Annotated in this window: 18 protein-coding genes; 6 read left to right on the top strand and 12 right to left on the bottom strand. The window is 66.1% G+C overall.

Features of this window, described 5'->3' with window-relative positions; translation table 11 throughout:
* Position 1: 1 nt before the first annotated feature.
* The gene (locus BVG12_RS16365) at positions 2–676 is read right to left on the bottom strand and encodes an ArsR/SmtB family transcription factor (protein WP_075793333.1); all 675 of its coding nucleotides are present in this window, start codon (positions 674–676) and stop codon (positions 2–4) included.
* Positions 677–751: 75 nt separating this feature from the next.
* On the opposite strand from BVG12_RS16365, the gene BVG12_RS16360 reads away from it, so the two are divergent.
* Positions 752–1,069, top strand: coding sequence for an NIPSNAP family protein (locus tag BVG12_RS16360; RefSeq protein WP_075793332.1), 318 nt, complete (start codon positions 752–754; stop codon positions 1,067–1,069).
* Positions 1,066–1,431: an antibiotic biosynthesis monooxygenase family protein gene (locus tag BVG12_RS16355; RefSeq protein WP_075793331.1), complete on the top strand. Its 366-nt coding sequence runs from the start codon at positions 1,066–1,068 to the stop codon at positions 1,429–1,431. The genes BVG12_RS16360 and BVG12_RS16355 overlap by 4 nt, the downstream gene beginning before the upstream one ends.
* Here the strand turns inward: BVG12_RS16355 and BVG12_RS16350 are convergent.
* The 6 genes from BVG12_RS16350 to BVG12_RS16325 all read right to left on the bottom strand — a co-directional run bounded on the left by BVG12_RS16350 (position 1,389) and on the right by BVG12_RS16325 (position 6,982).
* A complete protein-coding gene (locus BVG12_RS16350; RefSeq protein WP_075793330.1) occupies positions 1,389–1,835 on the bottom strand; it encodes an SRPBCC family protein in 447 nt (148 codons plus the stop codon). The two genes, BVG12_RS16355 and BVG12_RS16350, sit on opposite strands and share 43 nt — an antisense overlap.
* Before the next feature lie 91 nt (positions 1,836–1,926).
* Complete coding sequence (locus BVG12_RS16345) at positions 1,927–3,045, bottom strand: YbdK family carboxylate-amine ligase (protein ID WP_075793329.1); 1,119 nt, start codon at positions 3,043–3,045, stop codon at positions 1,927–1,929.
* Entirely contained in the window at positions 3,035–4,225 is a 1,191-nt protein-coding gene (locus tag BVG12_RS16340) for a cation:proton antiporter (protein WP_075793328.1), read from the bottom strand. Before BVG12_RS16340 ends, BVG12_RS16345 begins: the two co-directional genes overlap by 11 nt.
* Positions 4,226–4,362: 137 nt before the next feature.
* Positions 4,363–5,532 (bottom strand): vWA domain-containing protein, encoded by a 1,170-nt coding sequence (locus BVG12_RS16335; protein ID WP_075793327.1) that lies wholly within the window; start codon positions 5,530–5,532, stop codon positions 4,363–4,365.
* Positions 5,533–5,543: 11 nt separating this feature from the next.
* A complete protein-coding gene (locus BVG12_RS16330) occupies positions 5,544–6,131 on the bottom strand; it encodes a GNAT family N-acetyltransferase (RefSeq protein WP_075793326.1) in 588 nt (195 codons plus the stop codon).
* Positions 6,128–6,982 carry an AAA family ATPase gene (locus tag BVG12_RS16325; protein ID WP_075793325.1) on the bottom strand — a complete coding sequence of 285 codons (855 nt, stop codon included), beginning with the start codon at positions 6,980–6,982 and terminating at the stop codon, positions 6,128–6,130. The genes BVG12_RS16330 and BVG12_RS16325 overlap by 4 nt, the downstream gene beginning before the upstream one ends.
* Before the next feature lie 236 nt (positions 6,983–7,218).
* Between BVG12_RS16325 and BVG12_RS16320 the strand changes: the two genes are divergently transcribed.
* Complete coding sequence (locus BVG12_RS16320; RefSeq protein ID WP_075793324.1) at positions 7,219–7,557, top strand: c-type cytochrome; 339 nt, start codon at positions 7,219–7,221, stop codon at positions 7,555–7,557.
* A gap of 10 nt (positions 7,558–7,567) precedes the next feature.
* The gene (locus tag BVG12_RS16315) at positions 7,568–7,924 is read left to right on the top strand and encodes a c-type cytochrome (protein WP_075793323.1); all 357 of its coding nucleotides are present in this window, start codon (positions 7,568–7,570) and stop codon (positions 7,922–7,924) included.
* Between the two features lie 75 nt (positions 7,925–7,999).
* Here BVG12_RS16315 and BVG12_RS16310 read toward each other — a convergent pair whose 3' ends face one another.
* From BVG12_RS16310 to BVG12_RS16295, 4 genes are all read right to left on the bottom strand, one after another.
* On the bottom strand, positions 8,000–8,425 hold the full coding sequence (locus BVG12_RS16310) for a DUF1841 family protein (protein ID WP_075793322.1): 426 nt from the start codon (positions 8,423–8,425) through the stop codon (positions 8,000–8,002).
* A 70-nt stretch (positions 8,426–8,495) separates the two neighbouring features.
* Positions 8,496–8,984 (bottom strand): hypothetical protein, encoded by a 489-nt coding sequence (locus BVG12_RS16305; RefSeq protein ID WP_075793321.1) that lies wholly within the window; start codon positions 8,982–8,984, stop codon positions 8,496–8,498.
* The gene (locus BVG12_RS16300) at positions 8,981–10,516 is read right to left on the bottom strand and encodes an aspartyl protease family protein (RefSeq protein ID WP_083685108.1); all 1,536 of its coding nucleotides are present in this window, start codon (positions 10,514–10,516) and stop codon (positions 8,981–8,983) included. Before BVG12_RS16300 ends, BVG12_RS16305 begins: the two co-directional genes overlap by 4 nt.
* Before the next feature lie 120 nt (positions 10,517–10,636).
* Positions 10,637–11,335 (bottom strand): RNA pyrophosphohydrolase, encoded by a 699-nt coding sequence (locus BVG12_RS16295; protein ID WP_083685105.1) that lies wholly within the window; start codon positions 11,333–11,335, stop codon positions 10,637–10,639.
* A 235-nt stretch (positions 11,336–11,570) separates the two neighbouring features.
* Here BVG12_RS16295 and BVG12_RS16290 point away from each other — a divergent pair, with 235 nt between their 5' ends.
* On the top strand, positions 11,571–13,304 hold the full coding sequence (locus BVG12_RS16290) for a proline--tRNA ligase (RefSeq protein ID WP_075793319.1): 1,734 nt from the start codon (positions 11,571–11,573) through the stop codon (positions 13,302–13,304).
* Entirely contained in the window at positions 13,304–13,954 is a 651-nt protein-coding gene (locus BVG12_RS16285) for a lytic transglycosylase domain-containing protein (RefSeq protein ID WP_075793318.1), read from the top strand. The genes BVG12_RS16290 and BVG12_RS16285 overlap by 1 nt, the downstream gene beginning before the upstream one ends.
* Positions 13,955–14,109: 155 nt before the next feature.
* Here the strand turns inward: BVG12_RS16285 and BVG12_RS16280 are convergent, their stop codons facing one another.
* On the bottom strand, positions 14,110–15,003 hold the full coding sequence (locus BVG12_RS16280) for a LysR substrate-binding domain-containing protein (protein WP_075793317.1): 894 nt from the start codon (positions 15,001–15,003) through the stop codon (positions 14,110–14,112).
* Positions 15,004–15,035 lie beyond the last annotated feature (32 nt).

Here is a 15,035-nt window from a genome sequence, read left to right as displayed (position 1 = left end):
TTCAGCCCAGCCAGGCCTTGAGCGCCGCTTCGCCGTCCACGCCGAACGCGAGCACGCGCGAATCCGGCACGCGGCGCGCCCAGCCCAGTTGCTGGAAACGGTCCAGCAGCGCAGTGCCGAGGGTGCCCGCCAGGTGATGGCGGCGCTCGCTCCAGTCCAGGCACGTGCGGCACAGCGGCCGCCGCGTGGCGGACGGCAGCGGATCGATGCCGAGTTGCGCGACGAGGGCGCGGCCCGCGTCCGTGAGCGCGACGCCGCTTGCATCCAGCGCGAACGCGCCGCGCCTGGCCAGGCTTTCGTAGACGAACACGCCGAGTTCGCCGGCGAGATGGTCGTAGCAGACGCGCGCCTTGCGCAGCGCCGGCTCGCGCGGGCTCCCGCGCACGCGCACGGCGCCCGTGCCGAACGCGACGCCCATCATCGATTCCAGCAGCTGGGCGACGTCGGCGTCGGCGATGCGGAAATAGCGGTGCCGGCCCTGCGCCTCCACGGCGAGCAGGCCCGCTTCGCGCAGCTTGGCGAGGTGCGTGCTGATCGTCTGGCGCGTGACGCCGGCGGCGTCGGCCAGTTCGGTCGCCGTCAGCGCCATGCCGCTCATCAGCACGTTCAGCACCTCGGCGCGGGCGTGGTCGCCGATCAGTGCGGCGATGTTGGCGATGTTCGGTCCGTCTCTCATATGCTTCGATCTTAGCCGAAGCATCAAGCCAGGGCCAGTGACTACCATGGGGCTTCAATAACACGAGGAGCCATCATGCCCATCACCTGTTTCATCCGCTACGAGATCGACCCCGTCCAGCGCGCCGCGTTTTGCGAATATGCCGAGAACTGGGGCCGCATCATCCCCAGGCTGGGCGGCCGCCTGCTCGGCTATTTTGCGCCGCACGAGGGCACGAATTACGAGGCGTGGGGCCTGGTCGGCTTCGACAGCCTGGCCGATTACGAAGCCTACCGGCTGCGATTGAAAAAAGATGGCGAAGCCCGCGCCAACTTCGACTTCGCGCGCGAGAAACGCTTCATCCTGCGCGAGGAGCGGACGTTCACCGAGCCGGTCGAGGGCACGCTGCCATGATCGCCGTGATCTTCGAAGTGGAGCCGGCGCCCGGCCGGCGCCAGGATTACCTGGACGCGGCCGCCGCGCTGCGCCCCGAGCTGGACGCGATCGACGGCTTCATCTCGATCGAGCGCTTCACCTCGCTGGCGCGGCCGGACCGCATGCTGTCGCTGTCGTTCTGGCGCGACGAGGAAGCGGTCAAGCGCTGGCGCACGCTGCCCGCGCACCGGGCGATGCAGGCGGCGGGCCGCGCCGGCATCTTTGCCGACTACCGGCTGCGCGTGGCCGCCGTCGTGCGCGACTACGGGATGCATGACCGCGACCAGGTGCCGTTTGATCACTCCTTGATCTCGGGCTCGACGAGTTGCGCGAGCAGTTGAAGCGATTCCTGCCAGCCGAGATAGCACAGCTCGGCGGGGATCGCGGCGGGGATGCCTTCCTGCTTGATCTTGACTTCGACGCCGCAGAACACGTCGCGCAGCAGCACGGTCGTCTGCATGCGGCCGGGCAGGTTCGGGTCGTTGAATTCGGCCGTGTAGACGAGGCGCTTGCCCGGTTCCAGTTCGAGGTATTCGCCGCCGAACGAGTGGCTCCCGCCCGTCGTGAAATTCGTGAACGACATCTGGTAGCGGCCGCCGACGCGGCCGTCCTGCTCGTGCACGGTGCAGGTGAAGCCATGCGGCGGCAGCCATTTGGCGACGGCGGCGGGCGTGAGGAAAGCGCGATAGACGCGGTCGGCGGTGGATTTCAGAACGCGGTGCAGCTCGACGGTATTCGTGGACATGATCGGTCTCCTTGGCGTGGGTGGCAGAGGACATCCCTCCGATGCTACGACGAACGGGCCGCCGCCGGATCGACACGCACGGAAAATTTTTTTAACGGCCGCGGAAGCGCCGGATCGCCGCGTCGACCATGCCTTCCGCGCTGCCCTGGCGTTCGTACTGCCCGCGCAGATAGCCCGCGTCGTCGCCTTCGACGGCCGCCGCGGCCAAGTGCGGCAGCGCGTCCAGGCTGCCCAGCGCCTGCGCATGCGGTTCCATCAGCGTGAGCGTCGCGAGGATGTCGTCGCGCAGCGGGATCTGCTCGTAGGTCTTCGGATGGGTGATCACGCCGTCGAGGCCGAAGCGGCTGGCCTGGAAGCGGTTGTAGTTGTAGACGAGGTAGTCGTCTTCCAGCGGCGGCGCTTCTTTCCGTTCGAGCAGGTGGCGGCACAGCGCCTGCAGGTAGGCGGCCAGTGCCGCGGCCCGCTCGACGGTGAGGGGCGTGTCGCACACGCGCAGCTCGATCGTGCCGAATTCCGGCTTGGGCCGCAGGTCCCAGTAAAAATCCTTCATGCTCCGGATGATGCGCGTGCGCTCCATCTTGGCGAAGTAGACGTTGGCGAAATCGTCCCAGCCGAGCGTGAACGGCGCGCGGCCGCTGAGGGGAAAGGCCGACACGGAATTCAGCCGCGCCGAATCGAAGCCGCTGTCGTGGCCCTGCACGAACGGCGACGAGGCCGACAGGGCGATGAAATGCGGGATGTAGCGCGACAGCGCGTGCAGCAGGAACAGCGCATCGGCGCCGCTGGCGCAACCGATGTGCACGTGCTGGCCGAACACGGTGAACTGCTTGGCCAGGTAGCCGTACAGCGCCGACAATTCCTGGTAGCGCGGCTTGGCCGAGATGCGCTGCTCCGACCAGTGCTGGAACGGATGCGTGCCGCCGCCGGCGATGCCGATGTTCAGCACGTCGCTGGCGGCGACGAGCGTGTCGCGGATCTCGAGCAGCTCGGCCAGCAGCGCGCCGTAGCCGGTCTGCACGCTCGAATTTATCTCGATCATGCTCTCGGTGATCTCGGGCGTGACGTTGCCCGGGAACGGCTTGCGCTTGAGGAGGTGCATCAGGTCGGGGCTGGCCGGCGTGAGGTCGAAGTCGGACAGGCTGACGAGCTGCAGTTCCAGCTCGACCCCGAACGTCAGCGGCTTCGATGTGGCAAAGGGTTCAAGCGGCATGGCTGGCCTCCGGCGCTTCGCGCGCCCACACGAGGGCGCGCTGCAGGATGATCGGACCGAACACTTCGAGCAGCATCGTCACGGCGGCCACGGCCCGCAATTCCTCGACCACCGCCACGCCCGCGTGGCGCGCATGTTCGATCAGGAGGATCACGAACACCGACAACGGCGTGAGCGCCACCCCGGTCAGCGCGCCCTTGCGCCACGAAATGCCGGACAGATGCGCGAACGCCGTCACGCCGGCCGTCTTCGCGAGCAGGCGCACGAGCACGAGGGCGCCGGCAAGCAGGGCGCCGGCCCACACGCGGCGCCAGTCGAGCGTGGACGCCGCGAACACGAACAGCACGACGGTGAGCAGTTCGCCGAGCGCGCCGAAATTGCGCTGCGCCTGGCTGAACGCGACGCGGCGATGGCGCGCCGTCAGCCCGAACGCGAGCGCGGCGACGACGGGCGACAGGCCCAACGCATACGTGATCGACACGAGCAGGATCACGGCCAGCGCGAAAGCGACGGTGGCATCCTGCGTCACCTTGCCGAGCAGGCGCAGGACGCCCGGCACGACGAGCCCGAACACGGCGCCGGTGAACGTCGACACGCTCAGCACGACGAGGCTGTTCCACAGCGCGTCGCCGACATCCTCGGAGGTCCGGAAGATCCACAGGCCGACGGCGGCGTTGAACGCGAACACGGCCAGCACGCAGTTCAGCGCGCACAGGTGCAGCGCCCGTTCCGTCACTTGTCCCGAGCTTTTCTGTTCGTTGATCACGCGGACGACGGTCGCCGGCGACGTCGCCATCGACAGCGATGCGAGCATCAGCCGGTCGAACAGGGGCGCCCCGAATGCGTCCGCGACGAGGTACACGCCGATGAAGGTGAGGCCCGTCTCGACGAGGCCCGTGACGCCGATCCACGGGTTCGTGCGCAGCCAACGCAGGTTGATGCGGTAACCCAGCTCGAACAGGATCAGCCCGAACCCGACGTCGGCCAGCAGCAGCGCCGTGCCGGTCTCCGGCGGCGGCAGGACGCCCAATTGGGGCGCGGCCAGCACGAAGCCGGCAAGCCCATAAAAACTGATGCGGGGCAGGCCTGTCCAGCGCTGCCCGAATTCGCCGACCAGCCAGGCCAGCGTGATCGCGCACGGCCAGGCGAGGCTGGTGAGGATCGCCAGGAAATCCTGCATGGGCGCTCCTTTGTCAAAATGTTATGACTTGGAGCCGATTCTACAAGACGCATATGTGCGCACGATTACATGTAGGAGGATGACGCGGGTAGGGCGGACGGCATAGCCGTCCACCCTGCCGAAACGCGACGGTTAGGTTATTTGCTGAGCAGCCGCATCGCCCGTTCGAGCCCGTCCATCGTCACCGGGAACATGCGGTTGCCCATGATTCTCCGGATGATGTCGATCGACTGGCGGTACTGCCACAAGTGTTCGGGCTCCGGATTCATCCAGGCGAATTTGGGGAACGCATGGCAGAACCGCGCCAGCCATTCGGCGCCCGCTTCGTCGTTCGCGTATTCGACGGAGCCGCCCGGCGCCAGGATCTCGTAGGGACTCATCGTCGCGTCGCCGACGAAGATGAGGCGCGTGTCGGACGGGTAGGTGCGCAATACGTCCCACGTGGGAAAGCGCTCGGCATGGCGGCGGCGGTTGTTCTTCCACAGATGGTCGTAGACGCAGTTGTGGAAATAGTAGAACTCCATGTGCTTGAACTCGGCCTTCGCGGCCGAGAACAGTTCTTCGGTGCGCTCGATGTGGTCGTCCATCGTGCCGCCCACGTCCAGCAGCATCAGCACCTTGATGCGGTTGCGCCGCTCCGGCTGCATCTTGATGTCGAGCCAGCCGGCGTTGTTGGCGGTGGAGCGGATCGTCTCGTCCAGCGCCAGTTCGTCGGGCGCGCCCTGGCGCGCGAAGCGACGCAGGCGGCGCAGCGCGACCTTGATGTTGCGGATGCCCAGTTCGCGTTCGCCGTCGTAGTCGCGGTAGGTGCGCTGGTCCCACACTTTGACGGCGCTGCGGTTGCCCCCTTTGCCACCGATCCGGATGCCTTCCGGATTCGTGCCGCCGTTGCCGAACGGGGACGTGCCGCCCGTGCCGATCCATTTATTACCGCCTTCGTGGCGCCCCTTCTGTTCCTTCAGCAGTTCTTGCAGGCGGTCCATCAGCTTGTCGTAGCCGAGCTTTTGCAGCTGCGCCTTCTGCTCCGCCGTCAGCTCGCGTTCGAGCCGCTTGAGCAGCCAATCCAAAGGGATGTCGGCCTTGGCGTCGAACACCGTCTCGATGCCTTTGAAAAAGGCGCCGAACGCGCGGTCGAACTTGTCGAAATGGGCTTCGTCCTTCACCAGTGTCAGGCGCGCGAGATAATAAAACTCGTCGAGCGACGGCGCGATCACCTGCTGCTGCAGCGCTTCCAGCAGCGTGAGGAATTCCCTGATCGTGACGGGAACCTTCGCGTCGCGCAGGGTGAAGAAGAAGTCGATCAGCATCGCGCGCTCCTTTATTGCGCGTGGCGCGAAAGGCGGTAATGCAGGTGCGACTTGATCTCGTGCCACTCGCCGCGCACGATGCTGTACATGACCGTGTCGCGCACCGTGCCGTCGCGGCGCGGCGCATGGTGGCGGATCACGCCATCCTTCTTCGCGCCCAGGCGCTCGATGGCGGCTTGCGACGCGTAGTTGAAATTATCGGTGCGCAGGCCGACGACGGCGCAGCCCAGCGTGTCGAACGCATGCGACAGCAGCAGGAGCTTGCAGCTCGTGTTGACGTGGCTGCGCTGGCGGCTCTTCGCATACCACGTGTAGCCGATTTCGACACGGTCGATCGCGGGCATGATGTCGTGGTAGCTGGTCGTGCCGACGACGGTGTCGCTGGCGGCGTCGACGACGGCGAAGGTGACGCGGTTACCCATCTCCAGCGCGGTGCGGATGTAGTTTTCCGTGTCCTGCGGTTCGGGCACGGACGTGATGCGCAGGTTCCACAGTTCGCCGTCGGCGGCCGCCGCGCGCAGGCCGTCCAGGTGGTGCAGCCCGAGCGGCTCCAGGCGCACGCCGTTGAATTCGAGGGTGACGGGATCGACGTGGATCATCGGTTGTGCCTCGCCATCGCCACCAGGCGCTCGAACAGGCCGACGTCCTGCTCGTTCTTGAGCAGGGCGCCGGCCAGCGGCGGCACGATCGTCTTGCCGTCCTGGCTGCGCAAGACCTCGACGGGGATGTCCTCGGCCAGCAGGAGTTTCAGCCAGTCGAGGAATTCCGACGTCGACGGCTTTTTCTTCAGCCCCGGCACGTCGCGCAGCTCGTAAAAGCTTTGCAGCGCGGCGGACAGCAGGTCGGCCTTCAAGGTCGGATAGTGGACCTTCACGATGTCCGCCATCGTGTCGCGGTCGGGGAATTTGATGTAGTGGAAGAAGCAGCGGCGCAGGAAGGCGTCCGGCAGGTCCTTCTCGTTGTTCGACGTGATGATGACGAGCGGGCGGTGCTTCGCCACGACCATCTCGCGCGTCTCGTACACGTAGAATTCCATGCGGTCCAGTTCACGCAGCAGGTCGTTGGGGAATTCGATGTCGGCCTTGTCGATCTCGTCGATCAGCAGCACCACCGGCTCGGGCGCCGTGAACGCCTGCCACAGCACGCCCTTGACGATGTAGTTGTGGATGTCGCGCACGCGCTCGTCGCCCAGCTGCGAATCGCGCAGGCGCGAGACGGCGTCGTATTCGTACAGGCCTTGCTGGGCCTTCGTCGTGGACTTGATGTGCCACTGCAGCAGCGGCATGTCCAGCGCGGCCGCCACTTCCTCGGCCAGCATGGTCTTGCCGGTGCCGGGTTCGCCCTTGATCAGCAACGGTCGGGCGAGGGTGAGGGCGGCGTTGACCGCCAGTTTCAGGTCGGCGGTGGCGACATAGTTGTCGCTGCCTTCGAAGCGTCGGGATGCGTGCATGGGCCTGAGTCAGTGGTAAGGAAATGCCAACGAGTATATGACAGAACGCCGTGGCGCGATGGCCGTCCATGCTGCGGTGCCCAATGGACTCGACCATATTCTTCGGATAGAATCGACCGGTTCGTAGTACAAATGCCAAGTGTTTTTGCAGTCGCAGTACCGGGGGTCTCGAAAACCTGCTGCCGCCGCACGGGTCGCAAGGCGCCCTATCGAATCAACCTCACGATAGGTCATCCATGAAAATTTCAACAGTTTTACTCGTGCTTGCCGCCGGCGCCTCGATGGCCGGCACGGCCTGCGCGGCCGACATCGTCGGCAATCCGAAGGCAGCACCCAACAAGATCGAGCAGTGTATCGGCTGCCACGGCATCCCCGATTACAAGGGCAGCTTCCCCGAGGTCTATCGCGTACCCAAGATCGGCGGACAGTCGGCCAAGTACATCGAAGCCGCGCTGCAGGCGTACAAGAAAGGCGACCGCAATCACCCGTCCATGCACGGCATCGCGGCCAGCCTGTCCGACCAGGACATCGCCGACATCGCCGCGTACTACTCGCAACAGACCCCGTCCAAGTAAGGAGCGCGCCATGAACAAACTGATCGTCGCGCTGACCCTGGGCGCCGCATCCCTCGCCCTGTCGGGCCAGGCCCTGGCCTCGGGCAACGCCGCCAACGGCGCCGAGCTCGCGAAAAAATACAACTGTGCGTCCTGCCACGGCGCCGACTTCAAGACCCCGATCGACCCGAGCTATCCCAAGCTGGCCGGCCAGCATGCCGACTACCTCGTGCATGCGCTGACCGCCTACAAGCGCGGCAACAAGGTCGCCAACGGCCGCAACAACGCGATCATGGCCGGCATGGCCCAGCCGCTGTCCGACCGCGACATGGCGGATATCGCCGCCTACCTGCAAAGCCTGCCCGGACCGCTCGTCACGAAGCGCTGACGCGGCGCCCGGCCATATAAAAAATCCCTCGTCCCGGCGCTGCCGGCACGAGGGATTTTTCATTCGCAGGACCGGTCAGCGCACGCGCTTGCGCACGCAGGCCACGTACGCATCCGTGTCCGGCTGCGTGCCGTGGCGCTGGGCCGACCAGATCATCTCGCCGAGGCATTCCATGATCTCGTGGTGAGCCTCGTGCTCGCCCACGCGCGCGGCCAGCGCCTCGAACGCGGCGCGGATGCCGCGCGGCTGGTCGATCGACACCTGTTCCGTGATCGACAGGTGCATCGACAGGTGCAGGAACGGATTCGGCTTGCCGCCTTCGACGGCATAGTCGCGCGCGACGGCTTCATCCGCGTCCGCCAGCTCGTCGTGGTACTCGGGATGCTGCTCGATCCAGTCGGCGGCGATGGCGTCCATCGGGGTCAGGATCTCGCCGGCGCGGCGCTTGCGCAAGGCCTCGCAAAAGAAGCGGCGGACGTCGTGGGAGGAAGGGGTGAACATGGCGGGAACCGTCGGAAACACTGGGGGAAGGGCGTCATTGTAGCGCGATGACGCCGCCCCCGCTGCGCGGTCACAGGTCCGGCAGTTCCAGCTCGAGCGTGCCGTGCCAGGGCACTAGCCGCCAGCGTTCGTCCAGCAGCAGCACGGCGTCGAACAGCTGCCGGCCGGCGTCCGCCGGCAGTGCCGGCACGCTGCGGCCGCGGCCCGTGCAGGCCGTGCGCACGCCTTCGTCGAACATCGCGGCATCGAACGCGCCGCTCCACAACTGCGCCTGCAGGCTCTCGACGATGGCTTCCACGTGGATGGCCTGGTCAACCAGCGCCGCGTTGCCGGGATCGTGCGCCTGTTCCATCGCGCCGCCGATGTCGGTGCCGGCCGCGATCATGCCGTAGAAGGCGTGGCGCCAGCCGAGCGTGGATTCGACGACGTAGTGCACGAGGTCGTGCGGCAGGATGCCCTGGCGCGGCATCGCGCATCCGGTCGCGCTGCCGTCGCGGCGCACGCAGCGCAGCTGGTCGTATTTGTCCGCGCGGCCGGCACGGGTGGCGATCAGTTTCATCGCGTGGCTCCGGGGGGCATGCAGTTCGTGCGCACGGTGGCGCGCAGCGCGCTGGCCTCGGCCGTCTCGCCCCGCGCATCATGCCATTCTGCCATGTACGACTCGGCCATGCACGTGCGCGCATGCGCGAGTTTCGCATCCTTGCCCGCTTCGTCCAGCAGGCGGGCCGCGTTGACTTTGCCGAGATAGAAATCGGCGATCGGCGCGGGCCAGTCGTCTTCCTTCTGCCGTTTCAGCGCCGCTTCCAGTTCGGTCTTTGCCAGTTCGGCCTCGCCGTGGCGCACGCGCGCGATGTACAGCCACAACGGACCGAGGCGGTCGGCCGGCAGCTGGTCGAGCGCGCGCCGCAGTTGCGGGATCGCCGTGTCCAGGTGCCCGGCCAGCATCTGCCGGCGGCCGAGCAGCAGGCTGGCGTTCGGCTGGCCGCGGCTTGCCGCCATGTCGAGCCAGACGCCGGCCTGGATCGGATCGCGCGCGACGCCGCGGCCGTTGCCGTAGATCTGGGCCAGCGCGTACTGGGCGTCCGCATTGCCGCCGTCGGCCTCGGCGCGCATCCAGGGTTCCAGCCCGGTGCCGCGCGTGAACACGTCGCCGCCCAGGTAGGCGATGTACAGCTTTTCCTGGCTCATCGCGAACAGCACGCGGTGGGTGCGCAGGAAGTCCTGGCCGAGGTACAGGTCGGCGGTGCGCGCGCCCTGCGAATCGATGATGCCCAGTTCGACGTCGCGGATGGTCTCGCCGCCGAACTGCAGCGTCTTGACCGGGGCGATCCAGTGCGGTGCGCGGTCGGACCCGATCCCGCCGGCGTCGCGCATGCGGACCGCGCCCGGCCCGCCCACGTCGATGCCGGCCCGCTTGGCCGCATTCAGCATCATGAAGCTGCGGTGCGCGCCGGAGTCGATCAGGGCATCCATTTCCTTGCCGTTGACGACGACCGTGAAATGCGGGTTCGGACTGTTGCCGTAGCCGCGTTCGAACGGCAGCACGACCGTGTTCTCCTGCCACAGGAACAGTTCGGTCTTGCGGCATTCGAGCGGGCGGTAGAACTTCATCCGCTTGGCGCGCAGGTCGAGTTCCAGGTCCGCCTGCAGCAGGAACGGGGCACCGACAATGGCGTCGAAGGCCGGCGTGAACGTGGTGCTGCCGATCACGGTCAGTTCGGGGCGGCGGCCGGCGTGCGCCGGACCGATGGCGAAATCCTTCAGCCGTGCCGAGTACAGGCGCGAGAGTCCGCCGATGCCTTCGACCCAGCGTCCCGTCATGTGCAGGCTCAGGTCGCGCCGGGCCGCCGCGTTCATCGTCATGTGCGTCTGGTCGGAGCCGGTGTCGATCAGCATCGTGGCCGGGGTGCCGTCGATCGTGCCGTCGACCGCGGGCTCCAGGCCCTCGCCGACGTAGCGGATGGGCAGGCTGGCCACTTCGACGTAGGTGCATTTGGGCGGCGTGTCCTCGGCGTGGACGCCCGCCGAGGCGCACAGCGCGGCCAGCAGCAAGGGGAGGGCACGGACCAGTGGCGACGTAGAGATCATCATGACAATAATTCTACTGCGCAATTTTGTAAAAAATACATTACAAAAATGTAAAAAGGCAAAGACAACCGCTCGCACGGCTGCTTTGCCTTTGTTGTGTTGCTTCCGCGCTACTCGCGCAGATCACTCCTTGCGTGTAGCCCCTTGCGCCAACACCATTTTGGAGCTGCCGGCCGCGTCCGCGATGGCCTTGCTGGCCACCGCCACCGCCTTGCTGCTGGCATTGGCGGCATTGGCGCCGGCCTGCTTGTTGCCGCCATTGCCGCCATTGCCGCCGTTGCCGCCCTGGCCACGCCGCTCGTGCGGCTGGCGCAGGTAGCGCGAATTGTGGCGGCGGTCGCCGTTCGCGGGCCACGTGATGAAGCGCGACAACTCCTGCAGCGCACGCTGGTACACTTCGCGCTTGAACTCGATGACGACGTCCAGCGGTACCCAGTAGTCGTGCCAGCGCCAGGCGTCGAACTCGGGATGGTCGGTCAGGCGCAGGTTGACGTCGTTGTCGCGCGCCACCATGCGCAGCAGGAACCAGATCTGCTTCTGCCCGCGGTAGTGACCACGCACTTCGCGCTTGATGAAGTGATCGGGCACCTCGTAGCGCAGCCAGTCGCGGGTCCGGCCCACGATTTTGACGTGCTCCTGACGCAGGCCGATTTCTTCTTCGAGCTCGCGGTACATCGCCTGTTCCGGCGTCTCGCCGTATTTGATACCCCCTTGCGGAAATTGCCAAGAATGCTCACGCACCCGCTTGCCCCACCACACCTCGTTGTTGGCGTTCAGCAGGATGATGCCGACGTTGGGGCGGAACCCTTCACGATCGAGCATAATTCACCTCGAAACTTTCTGCCGGCCGATCCCTCTTACGTTTTTACTTACAAATCCCTGGAGACTTGCTGAACCTGCAAGGCTCCTCAGGTGCTTTCGTCGTTAACCTGCATAGGAACAACAGCATGCACCACTTGTTTCGGACCCATTTGTATAAAGATTGGATGCATCAGCCAGCTAATCCTTTAAAATTAGGTCGATTATAACCCTCTCTTTTTAAAAAGAATTCACCGATATGCGCGCCTCACGATTTTTTATTTCAACGCTCAAAGAAGCGCCCTCCGACGCCGAGATCGTCAGTCATAAACTGATGATGCGCGCAGGGATGATCAAGCGACTTGGCTCCGGCATCTATACCTATATGCCGCTGGGCCTGCGCGTCATCCGCAAGGTCGAGGGCATCATTCGCGAAGAAATGAACAAGGCAGGCGCGATCGAACTCCTGATGCCACTCGTGCAGCCGGCCGAACTGTGGCAAGAGACAGGCCGCTGGGACAAGATGGGGCCGGAACTGCTGCGCCTCAAGGACCGCCACGGCCGCGACTTCGCGCTGCAGCCGACGTCGGAAGAAGTGATCACCGACGTCGTGCGCACCGAAGTCAAATCGTACCGCCAGCTGCCGTTGAATTTTTATCACATCCAGACGAAATTCCGCGACGAGCGCCGTCCCCGCTTCGGCTTGATGCGCGGCCGCGAGTTCACGATGAAGGACGCGTACTCGTTCGACCGCGACGTCGAAGGCATGCAGAAGTCTTACCAGACGATGTTCGACGCCTACGTGAACACCTTCACCCGCTTCGGCCTGAAGTTCCGCGCCGTGGCGGCCGACAACGGCGCGATCGGCGGTACCGGCTCGCACGAATTCCACGTGATCGCCAGCACCGGCGAAGACGCGCTCGTCTACTGCCCGACATCGGACTACGCCGCCAACATGGAAGCGGCCGAGGCAATGCCGCTGATCGCCCAGCGCGGCGCGGCCACGCAGCCGATGACGAAGGTGTTGACGCCGAACTCGACGAAATGCGAGCAGGTCGCCAAGCTGCTCGGCATCGAACTCACGCGCAACGTGAAGGCGATCGCCCTGACGGCCGAGAAAGAAGTCGACGGCCAGGTCACGAAAGAAAACTGGTTGCTGCTGCTGCGCGCCGACCATGACCTGAACGAAGTCAAGGTCTCGAAAGTGCCGGGCCTGAGAGACTTCCGCTTCGCCACCGAGGCGGAAATCCTGGACGCCTACGGCACCGTGCCGGGCTACCTCGGTCCGGTGGGCCCGAAGCAGCCGGTCAACATCGTGGCCGACCGCACCGTCGCCAATATGTCGGACTTCGTGTGCGGCGCCAACGAGGCCGAATACCACCTGACGGGCGTCAACTGGGGCCGCGACCTGCCGGAACCCGTCGTCGCCGACCTGCGCAACGTGGTCGAAGGCGACGCCTCGCCGGACGGCAAGGGCGTGCTCGCGATCGAGCGCGGCATCGAAGTGGGCCACGTGTTCCAGCTCGGCACGGCGTACTCCGCCGCGATGAACTGCGTCTACCTGGACGAGAAGGGCCAGCCGGTCCCGATGCAAATGGGCTGCTACGGCATCGGCGTGACCCGCATCGTGGGCGCCGCCATCGAGCAGAATTTCGACGACAAGGGCATCATCTGGCCGGACGCCATCGCGCCGTTCGAACTGGTGCTGTGCCCGATGGGCTATGACCGCAGCGATCTGGTGAAGACCGAAACCGATCGCCTGTATGCCGAGCTCGAAGCGGCCGGTGTCGACGTCATCGTCGACGACCGCGGCCTGCGTCCGGGCGCGATGTTCGCCGACTGGGAACTGGTCGGCGTGCCGCACCGTGTCGTGATCGGCGAGCGCGGCCTCAAGGAAGGCAACCTGGAATACCAGGGCCGCCGCGATCTTGATGCCACCGCCGTCCCGGCGGCCGACATGGTCGGCTTCGTCAAGGCCAAGCTGGGCAAGTGATGGCACGACGGTTGATTGGCCGGGCGGCAGCCCGGCTCGGCCCGGTCTTGCTCGCCGCTGCATTGATGAGCAGCGGCGCGGCGCAGGCCGGCAACCAGAAAGAAGAAGCGCTCGCCGATTCGGTCCGGCTGGCGCTCGAACACGCCATCCGCGACGGCCGGCCGCCCAAGCCGGTGTTCCGCGACGAGGTCGCCCGGGTGCGCTACCAGCAGTGGTTCGACGCGATGTCGGCGCGCCTCAAGCGCCGCCTGCCGGACGACCAGACGCGCACGGAATTCCTCGAATCCGCGTGGTACGAAGCCACGCGCGCGGGCCTCGATCCGGGCCTCGTGCTGGGCCTGATCCAGGTCGAGTCGGCGTACCGCAAGTACGCCGTGTCGATGGTCGGCGCGCGCGGCTACATGCAGGTCATGCCGTTCTGGACGAAGGTGATCGGCGATTCGAACCGCCGCGCGCTGTTCGACATGCAGACCAATCTGCGCTACGGCTGCTCGATCCTGCGCATGTACATCGACATGGAAGGCGGCAACCTGTACCTTGCCCTCGGCCGCTACAACGGCAGCCGCGGCCAGCCCCAGTACCCGAACGCGGTGCTGGCGGCATGGAAGAACTGGGAATTCAAGCAGGACGTGATGGTCTCCAGCCGGTAACGGGACCTGCGTTTATCGCGCTGCCGGCGTCGCGGGTAAGTGGACGGGTTTCCCGTCCACGCGTTCGAATCTCGCTTGACACGATGCGCAGGCGAGCATGCGTTGGCTGAACGCGTGGACGGCCGCGCCGTGCACCCTACTTGAAATCCGCACGTTCACGCGCGGATTTCTTCCACCAGCTGCTGCGCATGCCGCGGCAGCGCGTCGAAGCTGCGCATGCACAGCGACAGCTGGCGCAACGCCCACGCGTCGGCCAGTTCGAGCACGGCGATGTCCATCGTGCGTGCGCAGCGCCGCGCGGCCGGTTCGGACACCATGCCGATCCCGACCCCGCTCTCCACCATCCGGCACACGGCGTCGAAGCTGCGCAGGCGCACGCGCGCGCGCAACGTGCGGCCGGCGCGTTCGGCCAGCTGGCTCAGGTAGCGGAACAGGGCGCTGTCGCCCGTCAACGTGACGTGGTCGAAGTCCACGAGGCGCGCGAACGTCACGGCCTGGCCCTCCTGCGTGACGAGCGTGCGCGCCAGCGCCGGCTGCGCGACGGCCACGATGCGGTCGGTGCAGAACGGGAAGGTCTCCAGGCCGGACAGGTCGACCGTGTCGGCCACGATGCCGAGGTCCGCGCCGCCTTCGCGCACGGCGCGCGCGATGTCGCTGGAGGTGCGTTCTTCGAGGTCGATGTCGACGTTCGGATGACGCGCCATGAAGCCGGCCAGCGTGTCGGGCAGATATTCGGAGAGCGCCGCCGTATTGCACAGCAGCCGCACCTGGCCCTTCAGGCCGGCCGCGTGCTCGCCCAGTTCCGCGCGCATGCGCGCCAGCTGCTGGAACACGAGGCGGGCGTGGCGCTGCAGGGCGAGTCCCGCCGCCGTCGGCTGCACGCCGCGCCGGCCGCGCACGAGCAGCGGCACGCCCAGCGCCGCTTCCATGTTCTGGATGCGCTCACTGGCCGATGCGAGCGCCAGGTGCGCACGCTGGCTGCCTGCCGTGATGCTGCCGGCTTCCACCACGTGCAGGAACAGCTGCAGGTCTACCAGGTCGAATCTCATGTCGGACACCTCATCGCAAAGTCGCAGGGCAC

Source organism: Massilia putida (assembly GCF_001941825.1).
GTDB classification, from domain to species: domain Bacteria; phylum Pseudomonadota; class Gammaproteobacteria; order Burkholderiales; family Burkholderiaceae_D; genus Telluria; species Telluria putida.
This window is presented reverse-complemented; position numbering and strand designations above follow the sequence as displayed.